At 33.6% G+C, this 22,777-nt stretch carries 17 protein-coding genes, 1 other RNA gene and 1 pseudogene; 2 read left to right on the top strand and 17 right to left on the bottom strand.

What is annotated here, in order from left to right:
• The 4 genes from QMO72_RS06490 to sal form a co-directional block, all read right to left on the bottom strand.
• Entirely contained in the window at positions 1–666 is a 666-nt protein-coding gene (locus QMO72_RS06490) for a tetratricopeptide repeat protein (RefSeq protein ID WP_103267834.1), read from the bottom strand.
• Between the two features lie 138 nt (positions 667–804).
• Positions 805–1,917 carry a tRNA 2-thiouridine(34) synthase MnmA gene (gene mnmA / locus QMO72_RS06485; RefSeq protein ID WP_103267835.1) on the bottom strand — a complete coding sequence of 371 codons (1,113 nt, stop codon included), beginning with the start codon at positions 1,915–1,917 and terminating at the stop codon, positions 805–807.
• Positions 1,918–3,060 (bottom strand): cysteine desulfurase family protein, encoded by a 1,143-nt coding sequence (locus QMO72_RS06480; protein ID WP_103267836.1) that lies wholly within the window; start codon positions 3,058–3,060, stop codon positions 1,918–1,920.
• Between the two features lie 61 nt (positions 3,061–3,121).
• Positions 3,122–4,753 (bottom strand): Sal family ABC-F type ribosomal protection protein, encoded by a 1,632-nt coding sequence (gene sal, locus QMO72_RS06475; RefSeq protein WP_103267837.1) that lies wholly within the window; start codon positions 4,751–4,753, stop codon positions 3,122–3,124.
• A 290-nt stretch (positions 4,754–5,043) separates the two neighbouring features.
• On the opposite strand from sal, the gene QMO72_RS06470 reads away from it, so the two are divergent.
• On the top strand, positions 5,044–6,048 hold the full coding sequence (locus QMO72_RS06470; protein ID WP_103267838.1) for an LLM class flavin-dependent oxidoreductase: 1,005 nt from the start codon (positions 5,044–5,046) through the stop codon (positions 6,046–6,048).
• 124 nt (positions 6,049–6,172) lie between these two features.
• Here QMO72_RS06470 and QMO72_RS06465 read toward each other — a convergent pair whose 3' ends face one another.
• The 3 genes from QMO72_RS06465 to cymR all read right to left on the bottom strand — a co-directional run bounded on the left by QMO72_RS06465 (position 6,173) and on the right by cymR (position 7,085).
• The gene (locus tag QMO72_RS06465; protein ID WP_167693325.1) at positions 6,173–6,334 is read right to left on the bottom strand and encodes a hypothetical protein; all 162 of its coding nucleotides are present in this window, start codon (positions 6,332–6,334) and stop codon (positions 6,173–6,175) included.
• A gap of 32 nt (positions 6,335–6,366) precedes the next feature.
• Positions 6,367–6,549 carry a CsbD family protein gene (locus tag QMO72_RS06460; RefSeq protein WP_046836616.1) on the bottom strand — a complete coding sequence of 61 codons (183 nt, stop codon included), beginning with the start codon at positions 6,547–6,549 and terminating at the stop codon, positions 6,367–6,369.
• A 116-nt stretch (positions 6,550–6,665) separates the two neighbouring features.
• A complete protein-coding gene (gene cymR, locus QMO72_RS06455; protein ID WP_069823897.1) occupies positions 6,666–7,085 on the bottom strand; it encodes a cysteine metabolism transcriptional regulator CymR in 420 nt (139 codons plus the stop codon).
• An 86-nt stretch (positions 7,086–7,171) separates the two neighbouring features.
• Between cymR and QMO72_RS06450 the strand changes: the two genes are divergently transcribed.
• Positions 7,172–8,449, top strand: coding sequence for a replication-associated recombination protein A (locus QMO72_RS06450; RefSeq protein ID WP_199196651.1), 1,278 nt, complete (start codon positions 7,172–7,174; stop codon positions 8,447–8,449).
• 297 nt (positions 8,450–8,746) lie between these two features.
• Here the strand turns inward: QMO72_RS06450 and QMO72_RS06445 are convergent, their stop codons facing one another.
• The 10 genes and pseudogenes from QMO72_RS06445 to secDF all read right to left on the bottom strand — a co-directional run bounded on the left by QMO72_RS06445 (position 8,747) and on the right by secDF (position 22,495).
• Positions 8,747–9,517 (bottom strand): tRNA threonylcarbamoyladenosine dehydratase, encoded by a 771-nt coding sequence (locus QMO72_RS06445; RefSeq protein WP_046836619.1) that lies wholly within the window; start codon positions 9,515–9,517, stop codon positions 8,747–8,749.
• A gap of 163 nt (positions 9,518–9,680) precedes the next feature.
• A non-coding RNA gene (gene ssrS, locus QMO72_RS06440) (6S RNA) lies at positions 9,681–9,871 on the bottom strand.
• Between the two features lie 62 nt (positions 9,872–9,933).
• Positions 9,934–11,700, bottom strand: coding sequence for an aspartate--tRNA ligase (gene aspS / locus QMO72_RS06435; protein WP_103267625.1), 1,767 nt, complete (start codon positions 11,698–11,700; stop codon positions 9,934–9,936).
• 5 nt (positions 11,701–11,705) lie between these two features.
• Positions 11,706–12,974: a histidine--tRNA ligase gene (gene hisS / locus QMO72_RS06430; RefSeq protein WP_103267624.1), complete on the bottom strand. Its 1,269-nt coding sequence runs from the start codon at positions 12,972–12,974 to the stop codon at positions 11,706–11,708.
• Between the two features lie 333 nt (positions 12,975–13,307).
• Positions 13,308–14,183 (bottom strand): N-acetylmuramoyl-L-alanine amidase family protein, encoded by an 876-nt coding sequence (locus QMO72_RS06425; protein WP_103267623.1) that lies wholly within the window; start codon positions 14,181–14,183, stop codon positions 13,308–13,310.
• A pseudogene (gene dtd, locus QMO72_RS06420) lies at positions 14,180–14,631 on the bottom strand (D-aminoacyl-tRNA deacylase). Before dtd ends, QMO72_RS06425 begins: the two are co-directional and overlap by 4 nt.
• A 13-nt stretch (positions 14,632–14,644) precedes the next feature.
• A complete protein-coding gene (locus tag QMO72_RS06415; protein ID WP_103267622.1) occupies positions 14,645–16,834 on the bottom strand; it encodes a RelA/SpoT family protein in 2,190 nt (729 codons plus the stop codon).
• A gap of 337 nt (positions 16,835–17,171) precedes the next feature.
• Positions 17,172–17,690, bottom strand: coding sequence for an adenine phosphoribosyltransferase (locus QMO72_RS06410; protein ID WP_103267621.1), 519 nt, complete (start codon positions 17,688–17,690; stop codon positions 17,172–17,174).
• A 12-nt stretch (positions 17,691–17,702) separates the two neighbouring features.
• A complete protein-coding gene (gene recJ, locus QMO72_RS06405; protein WP_103267620.1) occupies positions 17,703–19,982 on the bottom strand; it encodes a single-stranded-DNA-specific exonuclease RecJ in 2,280 nt (759 codons plus the stop codon).
• Positions 19,983–20,218: 236 nt separating this feature from the next.
• Positions 20,219–22,495, bottom strand: coding sequence for a protein translocase subunit SecDF (gene secDF / locus QMO72_RS06400; protein ID WP_103267619.1), 2,277 nt, complete (start codon positions 22,493–22,495; stop codon positions 20,219–20,221).
• Positions 22,496–22,777: the final 282 nt, after the last annotated feature.

Genomic DNA, 22,777 nt, shown 5'->3' with positions numbered 1-22,777 from the left:
TTAATCCTCCTCTGCGATAGCTTTAAATGTCTTAATAGCATGTTGACTCATAATGTGTTCTGGATTAATCGCAACTGCACGTTCAAAAAATTGTAATGCTTGTTGGGTATCTTCCGTTTGCATATACGTTGCTAAACCTAAGTTATATAAAGCGTCAGTATGAGTCTCATCTATAGTTAACACATGATCCAGTTGTATTACTGCGGCTTCAAACATTTCTAAATGACAAAGCACTAATCCATATTGAAATTGTACTTCAACATCCTTACGGTCATCTAACTCAGCTGCTGTCATTAAAAATGGCAGTGCTTCTTTAAATGCTTCTAATTGATTAAATGACATGCCTATCATGTAGTTAGTATCTACTTGGTCAACATTATATTTTAAAGCTTGTTGATATAGTTTAATCGCTTCATTAAATCGGTTCTCATTATAATATACATTGCCTAAATTATAATATATTGCACCATTATGAGGATCTAATGTTATTGCTTTTTGGAAGAATTTTTCTGCATTTGCTACTTCTCCAGCTTCAGCAATTAAAATACCTGCATTTATGTAATTTTCAACTTCTTGCGGATTTTGCTCAATATTCTCAAATAGTGCTTTAATTGCCGCTTCTATGTTACCTTGCTTGATTAATTTATAAATTTGTTCTTGATTCAATTTAAACCCTCTTTTCTGACTATCTATTATAACATTTGCTGATGGTTTTTAAACGCTATTTTACTAAAAAGAAATCGTCAGTCACTATAAATATATAGCTCAACTAACGATTTCCGAATAAATCTCTATCATATAATATTATACAACGTAGCTTAATTGACCTGATTGCTTATAGACATCATCAATTGTAGCCCCACCTAAGCATATATCGCCATCATATAATACTACAGCTTGCCCAGGCGTAATGGCACGTACTGGCACATCGAAAGTAACACGTATCGCGTCGTCGTTTTCTTTGGTTACAAATACTTTTGTATCTTTTTGACGATATCTAAATTTAGCAGTACATTCAAAACCATTTTCTAAATCAACATCATTTACAAAAGAAATATCTGATGCAATTAAATAATCACTGTAAAGCGCGTCATGATGGAAACCTTGCTCAACATATAAAATATTATCATTCAAATTTTTTCCAACAACAAACCATGGTTCACCATCTCCACCAATGCCAAGACCATGACGTTGACCGATTGTATAATACATCAGACCTGCATGTGTACCGATTTTTTCACCATCTAATGTACGCATGTCTCCAGATTGCGCTGGTAAATATTGCGATAAAAATTCTTTGAAATTACGTTCACCAATAAAACAAATACCAGTTGAATCTTTTTTCTTAGCCGTAGCTAAATCTTGTTCTTCAGCAATACGACGTACTTCCTTTTTCTCTATATCGCCGATTGGGAACATCACATGCGCTAATTGATCTTGTGATAATTGATTTAAGAAATAAGTTTGATCTTTGTTATTATCAATACCTCGCAACATTTCAACATGCCCATCTTCGTGACGCTGAATACGTGCATAATGACCTGTAGCTACATAATCAGCACCTAATTTCAACGCATGTTCTAAGAACGCTTTGAATTTAATTTCTTTATTGCACATTACATCCGGATTTGGTGTACGTCCTTTTTTATATTCATCTAGGAAATAAGTGAACACTTTATCCCAATATTCTTGTTCAAAATTAACCGCATAATATGGAATCCCTATTTGATTACATACTGCAATAACATCGTTATAATCTTCTGTCGCTGTACAAAAACCATTCTCATCTGTATCGTCCCAATTTTTCATGAAAATGCCTATGACATCGTAACCTTGTTCTTTTAATAAATGTGCAGTTACAGAACTATCTACGCCACCCGACATGCCTACAACAACACGTGTATCTTTATTTGACACTTATATGTCCTCCTTAAATTTGTGATAAATTTTATGAATTTCTGTCGCTATATACTTCACTTCTTGTTCCGTTGTTTGTTCGTTAAAACTAAAACGAACAGAATGTTTTGCTCTATCGTCATGCTCATACATTGCTACTAATACATGTGACGGCGTGGTAGTCCCCGCGGTACATGCAGACCCCGATGATACATAAATATTGGCTAAATCCAATAAGGTTAATATAGTTTCAACATCAATAAATGGAAAATATAAATTCACAATATGTCCCGTTGACTCAGTCATAGAGCCGTTTAATTCAAAGGGTATAGAACGCTCTTGGAGGGAAACTAGAAACTGATTTTTCAAATTCATAAGGTGTATGTTATTTTCGTTTAAATGTTGTGTTGCAAGCTTAAGCGCTTCCGCAAAGCCAACAATCTGCGGAAGGTTTTCAGTACCAGCTCTGCGTTTTGCTTCTTGTTCTCCACCTAATTGTAAAAATTGTAGTGGCGTACCTTCTTTGACTAGTAAGGCACCAACACCTTTAGGGCCTCCAAATTTATGCGCTGTTATACTCATTGCATCAATATTAAAATCATGAAAATTTATATCTAGATGACCAATTGCTTGCACGGCATCGACATGTAATAAGGCATTAGAATCGGCAACAATGCTATCAATTTCATACATTGGCTGTACTGTACCTATCTCATTATTGACAAACATTATTGACACTAAAATCGTCTGTTCTGTAATAGCTTCTTGCAATTGATCAAGTTGGACTAGACCTTGATGATCTACATCTAAATAAGTTACATCAAAGCCTTCTTTTTCAAGTTGTTCAAACACGTGCAGTACAGAGTGATGCTCAATTTTAGTAGTAATGATATGGTTACCCTTATAGCGCTGTGCATATGCAATACCTTTAATAGCTGTATTATTAGATTCTGTTGCGCCGCTTGTAAATATAATTTCATTTTGCTTTGCACCAAGAGCCTGTTTGACACTTCTACGTGAATCATCTAGATGCTTTCGTGCATTTCTCCCAACGCTATGAATAGAAGATGGGTTACCATAATGAACAGCGTATATATCCATCATTTTATCTACTACTTCCTGTTTGACAGGGGTTGTTGCAGCATAATCTGCATATACTTCCATGTTTGACACTCCTTACAATTTTTATCAATGTTCCAATGATAGCACCATCTAATTAATTTTTCTAGTTGTCTGTTTCAAAATGACCATTTTCATCAATAGCTTTATAATCATCTAATAATTTCAAGGTATCATTGACATTTAAATTTCTATCTTGCTTTAATGTTAAATTGTGTAGCTGCTTATTTCTAACTTCCCAGTGTGTAGCTTCAAATTGTGATTGCATGTATACATCATGCGTCACAATAAATACTTGACCATTAAAGCTTTGGACCATTTTCATAATTAAGTTTTGTGTAGCGATATCAAAATAGTTCGTTGGTTCATCTAATATGAGTAAATGAGGATTTGAGAAAAATAATAATACAAATTGAAGCCTACTCTTTTCTCCCATTGATAAATCTGCTATAGCATGCATTATTTTATCTTGGTTAAATCCAAATGAAGCTAAAATCGTTTGTGCATGACTGCGATTCATCCCCTCTAAGTCTAATACCATATTAAGTGGCGTTTCATCATAATCTAAATGATTATTTTGCTGATCAAAGTAGCCTATTTTAAGCGATGGTGTTATATGCACTTTTCCAATATCCGGTATCAATCGTTGTCTAATGATATCAATCAATAATGACTTCCCACTTCCATTGGGTCCAGTGAGTAATATATTTTCGCCATTTTTAATTTCAAAGTAAGCATTTTCATAAATAGAATTTTCATTCATGGTCACACTAAAGTGTTCTAAGCGTAGTAAGCTACGCTTACGCAAAACATCTTGGTTACTAAAATGAAAATGTCTATTATCCATTTCCGGTTCTTCAGAATTTGTATCATTACGTTTTTGGGTCAATTGCGTTTCTTTTATTTTAGATTTTTGAGCTAATTTGCTTAATCTTTTCTGTTCAATTGGATCTCTCACACTCGTTGATTGTTTAGCTGTGTGATGCCATTCTTTTACTCGGCTGATTGTCTGCTCAAGTTCCTTTATTTCTTTTTGATGTTTTTCATAAGCTTTAACTTGAGTTTGAAATTCTAAGTCTATAATTTCTTTATATTGCTTATAATTGCCTATGAATTTTCTAGTATGTTGGTTAGTAATTTCAATAATGTGGCTAGCAGTTTCATTCATAAATCCACGATGATGTGTGACATACAACAAAGTATGCTTTGATGTATTCATATATTGAACTAAGTCAGCTAACATTGCTTGATCAAGGTGATTCGTTGGTTCATCTAGCAAAATTAATTCCTTATCAGATATAACAGCTCGTAATAAAGCAACTTTTGTCTGTTGTCCTCCACTTAGCAAACCTATTGGTTGATCTAAATCATGTTCTGTCAAATTAAATTGCTTAGCTTTTGTAAGGATATGCTGCTCTATTTCATATCCATTTACAGCAATATAATCTGCAATACGCTCATAATTATACTGCATTGCTTTTTTTATATTTAAACATTCAGGATATAAAGACATGATATAATCCATCGCTATAACGTCATGATAAATCGTCATATCTTGCTTCATTAGATAAGCATTATCCTCATATTTTTTAAAAATTTCGTTTAACAATGACGTTTTACCCACGCCATTATCTCCTACAATTGCTATGTGTTCTCCTGGCTCAACACTGATATTCACGTGCTCTATTAACGTTTTACCATATTTTTCAAATGGTTTTTGCACAAAATAAAAAGACATATCAATTTCCCACTTTCACGGATATGATACATCATAAAATAGCCTAAAATAATAATGTAAAGTTGCTCGATTTTAAAGGAAGCTTATTTACGACATAGACATATCCCAGTAATTTTTTTATTTAGATGTAATTCATTTGAGTTAATCTTTTGAGAGTTATCCATTGTCTTAATTTAAGCCACCTAACGTTTTAATTTCATTTAGTATAACAGTGAGCAATTTTATTCGCAAGTTTTACTCCGCCTGTTATACTTCAATATATTAACAAGCTCAAGGAGGATAATATATTTATGAACCACTTAAAACTTTCCGCACTTAATCTTGTTCCCATTAGAGAGGGACATGATGATAAAGATGCTATTGATGATATGGTAACTTTAGCGCAAAATCTAGAATCATTAGATTACAATCGCTATTGGATTGCTGAACATCACAATGCTCCAAATTTAGTAAGCTCGGCAACATCACTACTCATACAACACACTTTAGAACACACTTCTAAAATTCGTGTTGGATCTGGCGGTATCATGCTACCAAACCATGCTCCATTAGTCGTCGCAGAGCAATTTGGTACAATGGCAACATTATTCCCGAATCGTTTAGACCTTGGGTTAGGTCGCGCACCAGGTACAGATATGATGACAGCCAGCGCATTACGAAGAGATCAGCATAATGGTGTTTATGATTTTCCAGAAGAAGTTGAACAACTGGCAACATATTTTGGTCCAGCAAACAAACAAGCTTATGTACGCGCCTATCCTGCCGTAGATAAAAATGTCCCTTTATATATCCTAGGCTCTTCTACTGATTCTGCGCATTTGGCAGCACGAAAAGGTCTACCTTATGTCTTTGCAGGACATTTTGCCCCACAACAAATGAAAGAAGCTATGCACATCTATAAAGAGTTGTTTGAACCTTCTGATGTACTTAACGCGCCTTATATGATTGTATGTCTTAATGCAATCGTTGCTGATACAGACGAACAAGCACATTATTTAGCAACAACTCAAGCGCAAGTGATGGTCAGTATCACTCGAGGTAAAATGCAACCTGTTCAACCTCCAACTGATAATTTAGGAGGCTTATTAACTCCTAGAGAATTAGAACTTGCCAAACAACGTATGAATCAATCACTCATAGGCTCAGAAGCAACGGTTAAGCAAAAGCTCAAAGCTTTTATTGCTGAATACGGTGAATTCGATGAACTTATGGCAATTAGTTATGTTTATGATCAAGATGCTCAATTAGAATCCTATCGTAAATTAAAAAATGTTATTACAAATCTTAATGATTAGTCTATAACTGTAAATACAATGTAATTTATGTTAAACGAAGAAAAAAAGCCCACTCCGTATTACGGAGTGGGCTTTAAAAATATAATAAACGATTAAATTTTTACGCATTTAAGACAAAAGCATTCTACTTTTCGTCTTTTTTATCGTTTTTATCGTTGTCACTGCCACCAGTGAATTTATCAATTTGTTCTGAAGCCTGTTTCGCTTTTTCGTTATCTGATCCTTTAAGTTTTTCAGATACTGTTTTCGCAGTATCTTTTGCTTTGTTTAAGAAATTTTCAGCCATGTGTATTTTCCCCTTTCAAAATGAGATGTTGCTTATTTTTTAAATTTATCAATAGCTTCGTTCGCTTTGTTTTTGGCATTTTCAACAAACTCTTTGGCTTTGCCAGAGTTTTTATCTTCTTTACCTTCTTTTTCTAAGTCTTTATTGTCAGTAGCATTACCGACTGTTTCTTTTACGTTACCTTTTGCTTGTTCAAATTTACTTTCATCAGCCATTTTGATAACCTCCTTAGCGATGTATATATAATCAATACCACTGTCTACGAAGCATTAAACATACAAAACGAAATTAATTCACTTTTATTTATATAAGCTACGTCACTATTTTCTTTTTAAATATAAAACATATAACCATCTAAATTATTAGTATCTTTATAATCTGCTAAATATTTCAATGAAGTATTATCAAGTACATCTCTAACTGCATCTCTCATTCTAATCCAAAGTTGCTTCTGTGCTGGTGGTTCTGATTCAATACTTTCTACAAATGTAATTGGACCTTCCAACAAACGAATAATATCACCAGCTGTTATTTCTTCTGCCGGTACTCTTAATTGATAACCACCTTTTGCACCACGAACACTTCGAATTAAACCTGCATTCCTTAAAGGACCCACTAACTGTTCTAGATATAGATCGCTTAAATTATTTTCTTCTGCAATTGATTTTAATGACACACACCCTTGACCTTCTTTTTTAGCTAGGGATATCATTAGTGTTAATCCATATCTTCCTTTTGTTGAAATTTTCATTATATAACCTCACTTAATTCGAATACTATATAATAACATTCTATCATTTTTTACGTTAATATAGAATCAGAAAGGTGTGACAAATCGTGACAAATGAGCCACTTGCATCAAGAATGCGACCAAATAACATAGATGAAGTCATTTCTCAAGAACATTTGGTAGGTCCAAAGGGTATTATTAGAAGAATGGTAGATACCAAACGCTTATCTTCAATGATCTTTTATGGCCCTCCTGGCATTGGGAAAACAAGTATTGCAAAAGCGATATCTGGCAGTACACAGTTTAAATTCAGACAGCTCAATGCCGTAACAAATACCAAAAAAGATATGCAATTAATTGTAGAAGAAGCGAAAATGTCTGGCCAAGTTATTTTACTTTTAGATGAAATTCACCGTTTAGATAAAGCGAAACAAGATTTTTTATTACCTCATTTAGAAAATGGAAAGATTGTATTGATTGGTGCTACAACATCAAATCCTTATCATGCAATCAATCCTGCAATTCGTTCTAGGGCGCAAATATTCGAGTTATATTCTTTAGATGAACATGACATCAGAGTTTCATTAGATAGAGCGTTAACTGATGAAACACGTGGCTTAGCAACTTACCATGCCCATGTTGACGAAGATGCCTTATTATATTTTTCAACCCAAAGTCAAGGTGATGTAAGAAGCGCTTTAAACGCTTTAGAGTTAGCAGTGTTAAGTTCTGAGGTAACTGATGGCATAAGACATATTACCTTACAAGATGCCAAAGATTGTTTGCAAAAAGGAGCTTTGGTTAGTGATAAAGATGGCGATATGCATTATGATGTTATGAGTGCTTTTCAGAAATCAATTAGAGGTAGTGATGTCAATGCTGCACTACATTATCTTGCTCGACTCATTGAAGCAGGCGACTTACCTACTATCGTACGCAGATTACTAGTGATTTCTTATGAAGATATAGGATTAGCTTCACCGGCAGCGGGACAACGTACACTTGCAGCTATAGAATCAGCTGAACGTCTAGGCTTTCCTGAAGCAAGAATCCCACTCAGTCAGGCAGTAATTGAGCTTTGTTTATCTCCAAAATCAAATTCTGGGATTACAGCGATTGATTCAGCTTTATCAGATATACGTAATGGGTTAGTTGGTCAAATACCAGACCACTTAAAAGATGGCCACTATGCTGGTGCTAAAGAATTGGGCCGCGCGATTGGATATAAATACCCACATAGTTATGACAATGGCTTTGTAGCACAACAATACCTACCTGATAAATTAAAGAATAAAATTTATTATGAACCTAAAACAACTTCTAAAAGTGAACAACAATTTAAGGCAGTATACGAAAATATCAAACAATCTCAATTTAAAAATTAAGACTGCGATTTAAGAAAAGATGATTTCTACTTTATTACTAGTAGAAATCATCTTTTTGTGCATTTCACCATTTAATGTTTATGTATTATTCTGTAGCCTAATATAAATATATAACAAGAAATTACAAGATAAAATTCCACTTTAAGCAAACATACACCATTTAAGTCATAAAATAATAATGATAAAAAGTACACCTCTATAAGAACATAGCGGTGTACTTTTTATCTTACTCCCGGACTTTTACACCCAGAATTATTTTTATGACTATATTTATTTTATTCTTTATTACTAACCTAATTATTTTTTGTCTTTGATACGTGTGACTGGTATCTCTTTCAAAATATCGTTAATCACATAACTCGCACAAATAAGTCCAACGACGCTTGGTACAAAAGCATTAGAGGATGGTGGTATTTGACCTTTTCTAGTTGGTGCGTTTGCATCTCCTACAGTATCTTTTACATCTTCCCTAATCACAATCGGACTTTCATCTGAAAAGACGACGGGTATACCTTTAGTAATACCGATTTTTTTTAATTTTCGTCTTATTATTTTTGCCATAGGATCCATATGTGTTTTGGAGATATCTGCTATTTGAAAACGCGTTGGATCTGTCTTATTAGCAGCACCCATACTCGAAATCACCTTAATGTCCCTATTTAAACATTCATTCATCAAATGTACTTTATACATAATCGTATCACTGGCATCTACAAAATAATCAATATCATAATGATTAAACAAATCTTCATAAGTCTCTTCGGTATAAAACATGTGTAACGATGTCACTTTACAGTCTGGATTAATTAATTTGATACGTTCTTCCATTAATGTCACTTTACTTTGCCCTATAGTCGAGGTAAGTGCATGTAGTTGACGATTAACATTAGTAATATCGACGTCATCTTTATCAATAAGTATGATGTGACCAATGTTCGTACGCGCTAATGCTTCTGCAGCAAATGAACCCACGCCGCCCACGCCAAGTACAACAACAGTTTTATTTTTTAATAAATCTAACCCTTCTTGTCCATAGGCTAATTCATTTCTAGAAAATTGATGTTTCATTTAAATACTCCTTATTCATAAAATATTTCTATATTAAAATCAGTATAACATTATCTTACTTATATATTTTAATAAAGCATTATAGTCTTTATTTTATTTAAATAATCTTATTTATTGGTAAAGATTTCAAAAAAAATACGCAAGACCGAAGTCTTGCGTACTGATAGAGTCCGTTAATGCCGTAGTTATAAGATGCTTGATCATTCGGCCTGCTTAAAACAGGTGGGTGCCCTGTTTCTTGTTTTGCAAGTCCTCCTATTGAGGCGTGTGCGCTGCAAGAAAACCCATTGGGCTCCCGGATCAAAGAGTGTTAGGCCCAAATATAAAGCAAACTTACGAACACTACAGATGACTATCTTATGGAATAATCATACCACAATATATAGATTTAGCAAGAATAAAACCTCTTATCCAAATTAATGACGAATACGCAATGAAAGTTCTTCTAATTGATTTTCTGAAACTTCACTTGGTGCATTTGTTAATAAACATGATGCTGATGCAGTTTTAGGGAATGCAATTGTATCACGTAAATTAGTTCGGCCAGTTAATAACATAACTAAACGGTCTAAACCTAATGCAATACCGCCATGTGGTGGCGCACCATATTTAAATGCATCTAATAAGAAACCAAATTGTTCTTTCGCTTGTTCATCAGTAAAACCTAATACTTCGAACATTTTTGATTGTAAGTCGGCATTGTGGATTCTGATTGAGCCACCACCTAATTCATAACCATTTAATACAACGTCATAAGCGTTTGCTTGTACATTCTCTGGTTCATTATCTAACTTATCAATATCTTCTTGTTTAGGTGCTGTGAATGGATGATGCGCTGCTGTATAACGCTTAGCATCTTCATCATACTCTAATAATGGCCAATCAGTCACCCATAAGAAATTCAATTTAGATTGATCAATTAAATCTAATTCTTTAGCTAATTTCAAGCGTAAAGCGCCTAAACTTTGAGCCACTACACTTGGTTTGTCAGCTACAAATAATACTAAGTCGCCGGCTTTAGCGCCTGTAAGTGATTGTAATTTTTCAACATGGTCATTTTCAAAGAATTTGGCAATTGGACCATTTAATCCATCCTCTACAACTTTAACCCACGCTAAACCTTTAGCACCATAAATATTAACAAATTCAGTTAAAGCATCAATGTCTTTTCTCGTATATTTGTCAGAAGCACCTTTCGCAACGATTGCTTTGACTTGTCCATTGTTATTAACTGCATCTTTAAATACTTTAAAATCCATAACTTCGCCTAATTCTGAAACATTAATAAGTTCCATTTCAAAACGCGTATCTGGTTTATCTGAACCGTAACGTTCCATTGCTTCACTATAAGTCATTCTTGGGAATGGACGCGGAATTTCAACATCTTTCACATCTTTAACAACATTTTGTAACATTTCTTCGCCCATATCCATAACGTCTTCTTGGTCAACGAAGCTCATTTCAATATCCACTTGCGTAAACTCTGGTTGACGATCCGCACGTAAGTCTTCATCACGGAAACATTTTATGATTTGATAATATTTATCAAATCCACTAATCATTAATAATTGTTTGAATATCTGTGGAGATTGTGGCAATGCATAGAATTGACCCTCATGTACACGAGAAGGTACAAGGTAATCACGCGCGCCTTCTGGTGTGGATTTCGTTAAAACTGGTGTTTCTATGTCATAAAAACCTTCTTGATCCAAATATTGTCTAATAGAACGTGTCGTTTGATGTCTCATTTTAAAGGTTTGTGCTAATTCTTGTCTTCTTAAATCAAGGTATCTATATTTCAATCTAATATTTTCGTCAACGTTTTGATTTTCTTCGTTTAGAGCGAATGGTGGTGTTTCAGATTTATTGATTATTTCTATATTTGAAACTTGTACTTCAATTTGTCCAGTTTCAATTTTAGGATTAACTGTTTCAGGGTCACGCTTCTTAACTATTCCTTTAACTTCAACAATGTATTCAGATCTCACTGTTTCTGCAACTTTTAAAGCCTCTTCTGAAAATGCTGGATTGAATACAATTTGCACATAACCTTCACGGTCACGTAAGTCAACGAAGATGAGTCCACCTAAATCTCTACGGTTATGCACCCAGCCTTTTAATGTAACTTCTTGCTCTAAAAGTGATTCAGTCACTAAACCACAATATGTTGTACGCTTACTCATGTTATCTACTCCTTATTTTTTAAATAATCGACAATGCCATCTAATTGAATCATTTCAGTTTCACCTGATTGCATGTTTTTAATATTAATGTTTTTATTTTCTAGCTCTTGATCACCGACGACGACCGTATAATTCGCATTTAATCGATCCGCTTGTTTCATTTGTCCTTTTACTTTACGAGACATATAATCTTTATCCGCTTTAATGCCATTTTTACGTAAATCGTTCAATAGCTTAATTGCATAACGATCTGCCGCATCGCCCATCGTTACTACAAATAAATCAAATTCATTATCAATATCAAGTTCAATTTCTTCTTCATTCAATGCAAGTAATAGTCTTTCAATACTTAGTGCAAAGCCAATACCAGTTTGGTTTGGGCCATCTAATAATTCTAATAATCCATTGTAACGACCACCGCCACATAAAGTTGTAATTGCACCATCATAATTTGGGTTATCCATCATAAGTTCAAATGCAGTATGTGTATAATAATCTAGACCTCTCACCAAATTAGGATCAACAACATATGGTATACCTAAATCATCTAAATGTTGTTTCACTTCATCAAAATATGCTTTAGAAGCTTCATTTAAATAATCGGTAATCTGAGGTGCAGTTTTAATAGCTTCTTTATCTTTATCTACTTTACAATCCAAAATACGCATTGGGTTTGAGTGAAGTCTATTTTGACAATCACTACAAAAATCACCAATAACAGGTTCGAAGTGCTTCACAAGTGCATCATTATATTCTTTACGAGAATTCATATCCCCAATGCTATTAATGACAAGTTTTAAATGCTTCAAACCAAATGACTGATAAATATGCATTGCCATTGCTAATACTTCAGCATCAATCCCTGGATTTTCCGCACCGATGGCTTCTACACCAAATTGTGTAAATTGACGATAACGCCCTTTTTGTTTACGTTCATAACGAAACATAGGACCCGTATAATATAATTTGATAGGTTGATTCGGAAGGCCTTGCATTTTATTTTCTATATAAGAACGTACTACTGCAGCTGTACCTTCAGGACGCAATGTTATACTGCGGTCTCCCTTATCTTTGAATGTATACATTTCTTTTTGCACAACATCAGTTGAACCTCCGACACCGCGTGCAAATAATTCAGTGCTTTCAAATATTGGCGTACGAATTTCTTGATAGTTATATAATTTCATCAATTCATTTAATTTTGATTCGATATAACGCCATTTTTTTGTTTCCTCTGGTAATATATCTTGAGTCCCTCTAGGTATATTTATCATAGAACCTCTCCTTTTAAGCAATAAAAAAACCCTTGCATGACTAATAAGTCATACAAGGGACGATTTTCCGTGTTGCCACCCTAATTGGTTACAAATATATTATTCATAACCCACTTCATACGAATAACGTTCGTTACACGGCTTTATATGATAAAGCACCTCTTCTTGTGTTATATTTCTAAATTACTCTGCATAATTTTTCAGCCTAGAATTATGTCTCTTCACATTTTGATAAATGTTACCTATTTCGTTTAGAAACTTCAAGAATACTAACGGTTTTAATATAGAATTCATATTTAATAATAACGACTTTACAAATATTATGCAACCTTTTTATTCAGAGAAATAAGAACGTAATCCATCAACAACTGCTTCTTCAAGTATGTGGCGATGTAATTTATCCGTAATCATATCTTCATCTGTAGGATTGCTAATATAGCCTAATTCTAATAATACTGCTGGAACGTCTGTTTGTCTCAATACTTGGTAGTTTTCTTGTCTAGCGCCTTTACTCGTCAACAACGCTTTCTTCTGAAGTGTAGCACTGATTGTTTCTGCTAAAGCTTCTTGGTTGTCTTTGTACCAATAAACTGTACTACCATTAGCTTTAGTGGATTTGAGAGAGTCATTATGTATGCTAATATATGCATCACCTTTAATATTACGTTGCTCGAGACTTACATATTCATCCGCTTCACGTGTCATATTAACAACTGCACCTTCTTTTTCTAGAAGTGATTTAAGTTCTTTCGCAGTTTTTAAAGTGTATACCTTTTCCCTACTATGCTTTTTTGTATTACTTGAAGCACCTTGATCACTTCCGCCGTGACCAGGGTCAAGTACAATTGTTTTATCCTTTAAAGGCTTAGCGTTGGGGTTAGCATCCGCCTCTATATTTAAATTCGTATGCCAACCTGCAACCCAACCTTTTTCTTTGCCATTACTAGATTCAACTTGAATCCATTTACCTGTTTTGCTTATTTTGTGGAAGTTTTGTCCTTTGTAGATTGAATTAACTTCTGGATAAATTGAACTCGGTCCAGTTCTTAATTCCGTATCTTCTGTAACATAAATTGTACTACTATCTTCATCATTATGATTTAAGAAAGAAATGATCATAAAAACGAAAATGACAAATGCTACAACGACAACGAGTGTGGGGAAATTCCTAAGATTGTGTTTTTCTAACCAAGTATTGATCCTATTCATACGATTTTGCCATCCTGACTTTCATAAATAATAGTTACAGGCCCATCATTAGCGATATTAACTAACATATCTGTACCAAATTGACCTGTTAACACATTTAATCCATAAGAACGCAGTGCGCTATTAAATTGTTCATAAAACGCATTCGCTTGCTCTGGAGGCATAGAACGGGTGAACCCCGGTCTATTCCCTTTTCTCACATCTGCATACAAAGTGAACTGTGAAATTGACAAAATCTCACCTTCAACTTGTTGAATATTAAGATTTAATTTACCATCTTCATCTTCAAACAATCTCGCATTCACTATTTTTTAGCTAATGTTTCAATATCAGCTTCCGTAGTCTCACGTCCTATACCAACGAATAGACAATAGCCTTTATTAATTTTATTTTCAATATTCTCATTAGAAACTGAAGCTTCTTTAACTTTTTGAACCACAATTTTCATCTATGCTGCACCTCTAATTCCATACTCTTGTAACAGTATAAACATCGCCGAGTTGTTTGATTTTTTCTACAACTTGGTAAACTTCATTTACATTTTTTACCATAACGCTAATATTTATCACCGCATTTTTATCAATATCTGATCGGCCAGACACTTTAACCAAGTTACTCTGCGTTGAATTGACTGCTTGTAAAACTTCGTTTAAAAGTCCATTTCTATCATAAGCAGAAACTTCCAAATCTACTTGATAACGTTGCGTAGAGTCTTTAGAACGCACCCACTCAACATGTATAAGTCGTTCTTTTTCATTTTGAATGTTAGGGCAATCCGTTCTATGTACTTTGATACCATGACCTTTGGTGATATAACCTACAATATCATCACCAGGGATTGGATTACAACATTTTGACAGTTTAATCAATACATTTTCTATACCTTCTACATAAACCCCGCTATCTGTTGTAATATCATCCTTAATCGGAACGGATTTGGTGATTTCTTGAGCTTCATTTAAAGCTTTTTGTTTATCTTGAATACGTTGCTTTTCTGTTAATTTATTTACAATTTGTAATGCAGTCACACCACCAAAACCTACTGCTGCAAATAAATCTTCTTCATTTGCAAAATTATATTTTTCATTAACAATTTCAATATTTTCATCTGTTAAAACATCGTCTACTCTGAAACCATGATCTTTAATTTCAGCTTCTACCATGAATTTACCTTTTTCAATATTAGACGAACGATCTTGCTTTTTAAAGAAACTTCTTATTTTACTTTTAGCGCTAGAAGATTTTACTATTTTCAGCCAATCTCGACTCGGCCCATAAGAATGTTTACTTGTTCTTATCTCTACAATATCTCCTGTTTGGAGTACATAATCTATTGGTTCAATCTTACCGTTCACTTTAGCACCAATCATTTTATTCCCGACTTCACTGTGAATAGCATAAGCGAAGTCAATAGGAACACCACCATATGGTAATTCAATCACATCACTTTCTGGAGTAAATGCATAAACTTTATCACTTTGTAAGTCGAATTTTAAAGTTTCCATAAATTCTTCAGCATCTGATGTAGTGTTATCTGTTTCTGCTAACTCTTTGAGCCAATTCAATTTATTATTGAAATTTTTATTTTTTTCAGTTACTTTTTTACCTTCTTTATATGCCCAATGCGCTGCCACACCATGTTCAGCTATTTCATGCATCTCAAATGTACGTATTTGAATTTCTAGTGGATCGCCATTTGGACCTACCACTGTTGTATGTAAAGATTGGTACATATTTTGTTTTGGCATTGCGATATAATCTTTAAATCTACCAGGCATTGGTTTCCAAAGTGTATGTACTAAGCCTAATACAGCGTAACAATCATTAATAGAATTAACTATAACTCTTATGGCTAATAAATCAAATATCTGATCGAATTGTTTCTTTTGTTTAACCATTTTTCTATAGATACTATATATATGCTTTGGTCTACCATTAATATCCCCTTGGATATTCATACTAGCCATGTCTTCATCGATGCGATTAATAGCGTTCTGAATGTACTCTTCTCGTTCGCTACGTTTCTTTTTCATCAGATTGACTATTCTAAAATACTGTACGCTATCAATATATCTTAAAGATGTATCTTCTAGTTCCCACTTTATTGTATTGATACCAAGTCTATGTGCTAATGGCGCGTAGATTTCTAAAGTTTCCTTAGAAATTCTAATTTGCTTTTCTCTAGCCATTGCTTTTAATGTTCTCATATTATGTAAACGGTCTGCTAATTTCACTAAAATAACACGTACGTCTTTAGCAATAGCAATAAATAATTTTCTATGATTTTCTGCCTGTTGCTCTTCTTTTGAACGATATTTTACTTTTTTTAATTTTGTAACACCTTCTACGATGACAGCAATTTCTTCGTTAAACATGCCCTTAACATCATCAAATGTATACGGTGTATCTTCAATTACATCATGTAAAAATCCTGCAACTATCGTTGGCCCGTCTAAATGCATTTCAGTTAGAATAGCCGCAACTTGTATTGGATGCATGATATAAGGCAAACCATTTTTGCGAAATTGACCTTCATGTGCCTCATAAGCAATATGGTAACTTTTTAAAACATATTCATAGTCTTCTTTTGATAAATATGATTTGGCTTTGGATAATACTTCATCAGCACTATACGGATATTCATTGTTCACTTAAGACACCCCCACACTAAATATTAATTGTTATTAAATCACCAATTTAATATTTTATTCGCTTAACCTAGTTATTTTTAATTCCGATTATAACGTACTTTCTTTATTTTAGGTCAAATTTTGTATAATAGTTATATAATACTACATGTCATTAAATAAATAAACGAGTTCATTGGACCTATTAGAAAATGTTGTTAAATTTTACCTTTTATTATCCTTTGTTTCATAGCGGTACACACAGTTTACACAACAAAGCAAAACACATTAACCTAAAAAAAGAAAAGCCAAATGAAAGCTCATTTTTAAATGGTTTCATCTGACTTTTTATTTTTAGACACTACTCATCATATGAAATTAAACGCATAACATCATAATCTTGAATTTTCTCAATACCATTCAAATACTTAAGTTCAATAATAAACGCAATACCTACAACGATACCACCCAATTCTTCTACAAGCTTAATAGCCGCTTCGATTGTTCCACCTGTAGCTAATAAGTCATCTGTGATAAGCACGCGTTGACCTGGTTGAATTGCATCTTTGTGCATTGTTAATACGTTTGTGCCATATTCTAAATCATATTCGTAGCGAATCACTTCACGTGGAAGCTTGCCCTCTTTTCTTACAGGTGCAAAACCGATACCCATTGAATAAGCAACCGGACACCCAATAATAAAGCCACGAGCTTCCGGTCCAACAATCACATCGACATCTCTTTGTTTCGCATATTTTACAATTTGATCTGTAGCATAACCATAAGCCTCACCATTATCCATTATTGTTGTTATATCTTTAAAGTTCACTCCTGGTTTTGGCCAATCCTGTACTTCAGACACATATTGTTTTAAATCCATACAAACTTCCTCCTATTTATCTATCAGTTCTGATTTAATCCACTGTTTTAAGTTATTAAAATCTTCATAAAGTAACATTTTTTCAACTTGTATTCTTTCGAGTCGTCCTTGGTAAAACTTGCTCGATTCGATATCTCTTTTGTCAGAAATGTTATTCATTTTGATTATACCATTTTCATCTTTTATAAAGCCTAAATCTAGAAAAACTTTTAGTATAAATTTAAGCATATTGGGTTGAATGTTTAAATATTGGCATAGTTGCATGCCATCTTGTGCTAAATTCGTTTCTTTTTTCGTTGCCAATGCTTTAAAACATTGCTTAAATGTTTCCATTTTAGGCATGCCTTCAAAATAAACAGAGTGTTCATGATTTAAAACAAGGTAAATCTGCGAGACATCTACCATTTTTAATGTTGTTTTAATTTCTTCTATGGAAGAAGGCAAATCACGAAATACGTATTTATTATAGTTTGATTGAATTTCATCACCATAATAATAGTAATTACCAGCTAATTTGTCACTCTTTTTATTGATTAAATAAGCAACGTCTGTCGCGTCTTGGGCAAATTCATTAACTTTACTTTTACTACGGTAATCTAAAATCTGTAAATTGTTACTCGCTAAGTCTTGAATCATAAATTGAGGTGACTGGAATCCATTCCATTCATTAATTTGTAATGTGCCTATAACATTGATTGGCTGTTCTACACCCAACTCTTTAACAAGGTGTCCATTTTGCCAAAATATCGCTTGTAATTGACTTTCACCCATAACGAGTTTAAGATGTTTCTGTTCTTGACCAATACCTTTAGCTTGATGCACTAATACGTCTTCTAGTTCAAAACATGGACTTGTAAAATCTGTACCGAATGGACGTAACCTTTGTATGTCTTGAATATTTTTAATAGTAATATCAGACTCAGAAATTTTCACATCCACTTTCTTTCGAGGTTCTAAAGATGTTGTTTCAGCAAGTTGATTCATCCATTGATTAAGTCCTTGTCTTAATGATTCAATATTTTCAATTGGCATCGTCACACCTGCTGCCATATGATGGCCACCAAATTTACTAATTAAGTCTGCGTGCGCGGTTAGAATATCAAACATGGATACCTGTTCTATACTACGCGCTGATCCTTTTGCGTGATTTTGTGCTTCATCAATATTTAAAATTAACGTAGGTAAGCCATAGGTTTCAACAACCTTTGAAGCTACAATTCCTAATACCCCTTCATGCCAGTCTTGTTGAGCTAAAAGTAAGAATTTAGATCCATCTTGAACTTGTGTTTCAGCAACCTGTAATGCTTCATCGGTAATTTGTGCAACGATATCTTTACGTTCTTGATTAAAGAATTCTACCTGCTCTGCTAAAAACTCTGCTTCTTCATCTGTTTCAGTCATTAACAGTTCTGCAGCTAAGGCAGCGTCTTCTAATCTTCCAACCGCATTGAGTCGAGGTCCAATGATAAAACCAATTGTTTCTTCAGTAATCTCATCATTATAACCTGCTTGTTTGAGTATTGCTTTAATTGAAACTGGGCAATGTTCGTTAAGTACTTCTAGACCTTTTTGTACTAACGAACGGTTTTCATCAGTTAAAGATACTAAGTCAGCAATCGTCCCAATAGCCACTAAACCAAGAAAATATGCGGGTGGTTGTGCTAATAATGTTTGTGATAATTTATATGCTACCCCTGCACCACATAAATATTGAAACGGATATTCATATTCTGGATGCATTGGATGTACAATGGCAAAGGCATTAGGCATTGTTTTACCGATTTCATGATGATCTGTCACGATAACATCTACACCTAAGTCTTGAACCATTTGAATTTCATCATGTCCTTGAATACCGTTATCTACAGTTATAATTAAGGAAATACCTTCATCATAAGCATTCTTAAACGCCATTTCATTTGGACCATAGCCTTCTGAAAAACGATTAGGTATATACCATCCAACATGTGCACCTAATTCTTTTAAAGTATCGACAAGAATTGTAGTCGATGTAACACCATCAGCATCGTAATCGCCATAAACTAAAATCTTTTGATTTTCATCTATTGCTAAATTAATACGTTCAACTGCTTTAGACATATCACTCATTAACCATGGGTCATGTGCAATTTGTTTACCATTAAGTAAATCAGCAATTGGTGATTTATCAGTTAATCCTTTACTTTCTAAGATTTTCTTTACAATAGGAGTTAGTTTTAAATCTGACGAAACATCCTCTGTAATCTCAGTTTCGGGTGAATTAACGTCCCAAGCATACTTTGATTTAATCATACTATTCTCCCTCATTTCCACAAGCAATTATACAAAAGATAATCCAAAATAAAAAGTACTTACATTTAAGTATGTATAAGAATTCATACAATACTCCAAATATGAGCTATGCTTGATTCGATTCATCTAAACAATTCTACTTTCTTGGCCACTCAATAACTAAATCAAAAAATAAAAGGCTATAATCCACGATTAACATGAATTATAACCTTTATACTTTCAAATAAATAAAATAATTAAACTACAATTTTTTCATCATTTGATTTTTTCTCTTTATATACTACTAATTTATTATCTTCTGATTTGTTAAGTTGACGTTTTTTCATAATTCCCCATAGTGGTACTGCGATAAATACAGATGAAAATACACCTGTGATTAATCCTATTAATAATGCTAATGAGAAATTAAAAATACTTGGTGCACCAAAAATCAATAACGAGATAACAACTATAACTACAGTGAGCACTGTATTAATGGAGCGTGTCATCGTTTGACGAATTGATCTGTTCACAATATCATCAATTTGTGCTTTGTCCGTAATCACTTTCACTTTGTGTAAGTTTTCCCGGACCCTATCAAAGGTTACTATCGTATCATTAATAGAGTAACCTATAATCGTTAATACCGCAGCAATAAATGTAATGTCAACTTCAAGTCTAAACAAACTGAAGACTGCCACAATCATAAATGCGTCATGCAGTAAAGCAAGAATAGAAGACAATCCCATACGCCATTCGAATCTAAATGTAATATAGATAATGATACCTATCGCTGCATATATTAAGGCGAGCATTGCATTTTTAGCCAATTCTTGGCCTATAACAGGTGAAACTGTATTAACCGTTGGATCATGTCCAAAGCTACTATCTACAGTATCCTTAATTTTAGACACTTCATCTTTAGATAAAGCATTTTTAAATTGTACCGAAACATTTTTACCTTTTTCACCGATTGACACTTGATCTGGTTCAAAATGCTTATCTTCCAACACTTGAGTCACTTTGTCATCAGAAACTTTTTGATTTGATTCGAAGTCAACACGTGTACCACTTGTAAAATCAATACCAAGATTTAATCTGAAGATAAAGAGTACGATTGCACCGAGTATTAAAATCACAACACTCAGTGATAACAATGGCTTCGCTAATTTCATAAAATCAATACGCTCATATGGCGTTTTCAAATCATGTATTTCTTTACCTTGATTAATATCAAAGGCATCCTTTTTATTTACACCAAATAGCCAATTTGATTTTTTAAAGAAGTTAGAATGAACAAGTAATGACAATAACCATCTAGATAAAAATACTGCCGTTACAAATATCATTAAAATACCTAAGAGTAACATTGTTGCGAAACCTTTAACTGAACTTTCACCGAAGAAGAACAGTACTGCCGCTGCAATTACAGTAGTTAACTGCGCATCGACAATCGTTAAGAAGGAACTCTTATTGGCTTTTTTGTACGCTTGTTTAAGCGTCCGTCCTATTTTCAGCTCATCTTTTATCCGCTCATACATAATGATGTTAGCATCGACCGCCATACCTACACCGAGTACTAAAGCCGCTAAACCAGGCAACGTTAAGACCCCAGATATAAAGTTAAATGCTAATAACGTTAAATAAATATAAGTAGTTAACGCGATGACTGCTACTAAACCAGGCAAACGATAAAAGCCTAGCATAAACAGATAAATAACTGCTATACCTATAACTGCCGCTAATACTGTTTTATCTAATGCATCTTGTCCAAATTGTGCACCTACTGAATTTGAATATATTTCATTCAAATCTACTGGTAATGAGCCAGAATTTAGTAAGTCAGCAATTTGTTTTGCTTTTTGAACGCCTTTTTCGCCGTTAAATCCACCAGATATTTCTACACTGTCGGAATTGATAGGTTTATCAACTGAGGCAGCCGAAACATATTTGGGATCTTTTTTATTTTTTTCTTTTTGGTAAGTATCACCTTTTTCATGATCTAACCAAACGACCATCACGTTTTCATCTTTTTTAGAAATTTCTTCTGTTACTTTTTTAAATTTATCACTATCTTTTAATTTAAAAGTAACTGCAGGTTGATTTGTGTTTTGCTTGAATTCTTGTTTTGCAGAACCTTGTTGAATGTCTTTACCAGTTAACTTAACTTTGTCATCCGCATCTCTAATGGTTAAATTAGCTTGAGAAGATAATATTTCACGTGCTTGGGATTGGTTTTTAACCCCTGCAAGTTGCACACGAATTCTATTTTTATCTTCGACCTGGATTTTGGGTTCTGAAACTCCTAGTACGTTCACACGATTTTCAAGCGTTTTAGCCGTAGCTTTCACCGCTTTTTCGTCTATTTTATCACCTTTTTGCAAAGGATCCACTTGATATAAGACTTCAAAACCACCTTGTAAATCCAAACCAAGGTTGACGTCTTTAATTACATTCTTATACGTAAGTCCCATGCCTGCAAACAAAAGAACTACAAGTAATATAAATGCAACTATTCTACTACTTTTCTTCACTTGAACACCTCATTGTAAGCTTATTTTATAAGAATACTTGATTGACTCAATATAATGCAAGCTTAATAAAATCATATTATTCTTCTAAACAACCTTATATATCTTAACATATTACATCGTAGGTAAAAACTAACTCAATGGTTTTGCATATAACTTTTTCGGTGTAAGCGGTTTATTTCAAGAAGATGTTTCGTAAACTTTAACTATATAATATAAACAATCTTGGTACGTTCACCAATACCCTCATTAAAGTATAACACTATATACCCTATTTACGATTAA

This window comes from Staphylococcus casei (genome assembly GCF_030294405.1).
Taxonomy (GTDB): domain Bacteria; phylum Bacillota; class Bacilli; order Staphylococcales; family Staphylococcaceae; genus Staphylococcus; species Staphylococcus succinus.
The sequence above is the reverse complement of the archived record's forward strand: the minus strand, read 5'-3'. Positions and strand labels throughout refer to the sequence as shown.

What these genes read in the sequence shown, in the direction of transcription:
- QMO72_RS06480 (WP_103267836.1), bottom strand. Translation starts at nt 3,060, where the DNA reads ATGGAAGTATATGCAGATTATGCTGCAACAACCCCTGTCAAACAGGAA.
- sal (WP_103267837.1), bottom strand. Translation starts at nt 4,753, where the DNA reads ATGTCTTTTTATTTTGTGCAAAAACCATTTGAAAAATATGGTAAAACG.
- QMO72_RS06470 (WP_103267838.1), top strand. Translation starts at nt 5,044, where the DNA reads ATGAACCACTTAAAACTTTCCGCACTTAATCTTGTTCCCATTAGAGAG.
- QMO72_RS06465 (WP_167693325.1), bottom strand. Translation starts at nt 6,334, where the DNA reads ATGGCTGAAAATTTCTTAAACAAAGCAAAAGATACTGCGAAAACAGTA.
- QMO72_RS06460 (WP_046836616.1), bottom strand. Translation starts at nt 6,549, where the DNA reads ATGGCTGATGAAAGTAAATTTGAACAAGCAAAAGGTAACGTAAAAGAA.
- cymR (WP_069823897.1), bottom strand. Translation starts at nt 7,085, where the DNA reads ATGAAAATTTCAACAAAAGGAAGATATGGATTAACACTAATGATATCC.
- QMO72_RS06445 (WP_046836619.1), bottom strand. Translation starts at nt 9,517, where the DNA reads ATGAAACATCAATTTTCTAGAAATGAATTAGCCTATGGACAAGAAGGG.
- aspS (WP_103267625.1), bottom strand. Translation starts at nt 11,700, where the DNA reads ATGAGTAAGCGTACAACATATTGTGGTTTAGTGACTGAATCACTTTTA.
- hisS (WP_103267624.1), bottom strand. Translation starts at nt 12,974, where the DNA reads ATGATAAATATACCTAGAGGGACTCAAGATATATTACCAGAGGAAACA.
- QMO72_RS06425 (WP_103267623.1), bottom strand. Translation starts at nt 14,183, where the DNA reads ATGAATAGGATCAATACTTGGTTAGAAAAACACAATCTTAGGAATTTC.
- QMO72_RS06410 (WP_103267621.1), bottom strand. Translation starts at nt 17,690, where the DNA reads ATGGATTTAAAACAATATGTGTCTGAAGTACAGGATTGGCCAAAACCA.
- recJ (WP_103267620.1), bottom strand. Translation starts at nt 19,982, where the DNA reads ATGATTAAATCAAAGTATGCTTGGGACGTTAATTCACCCGAAACTGAG.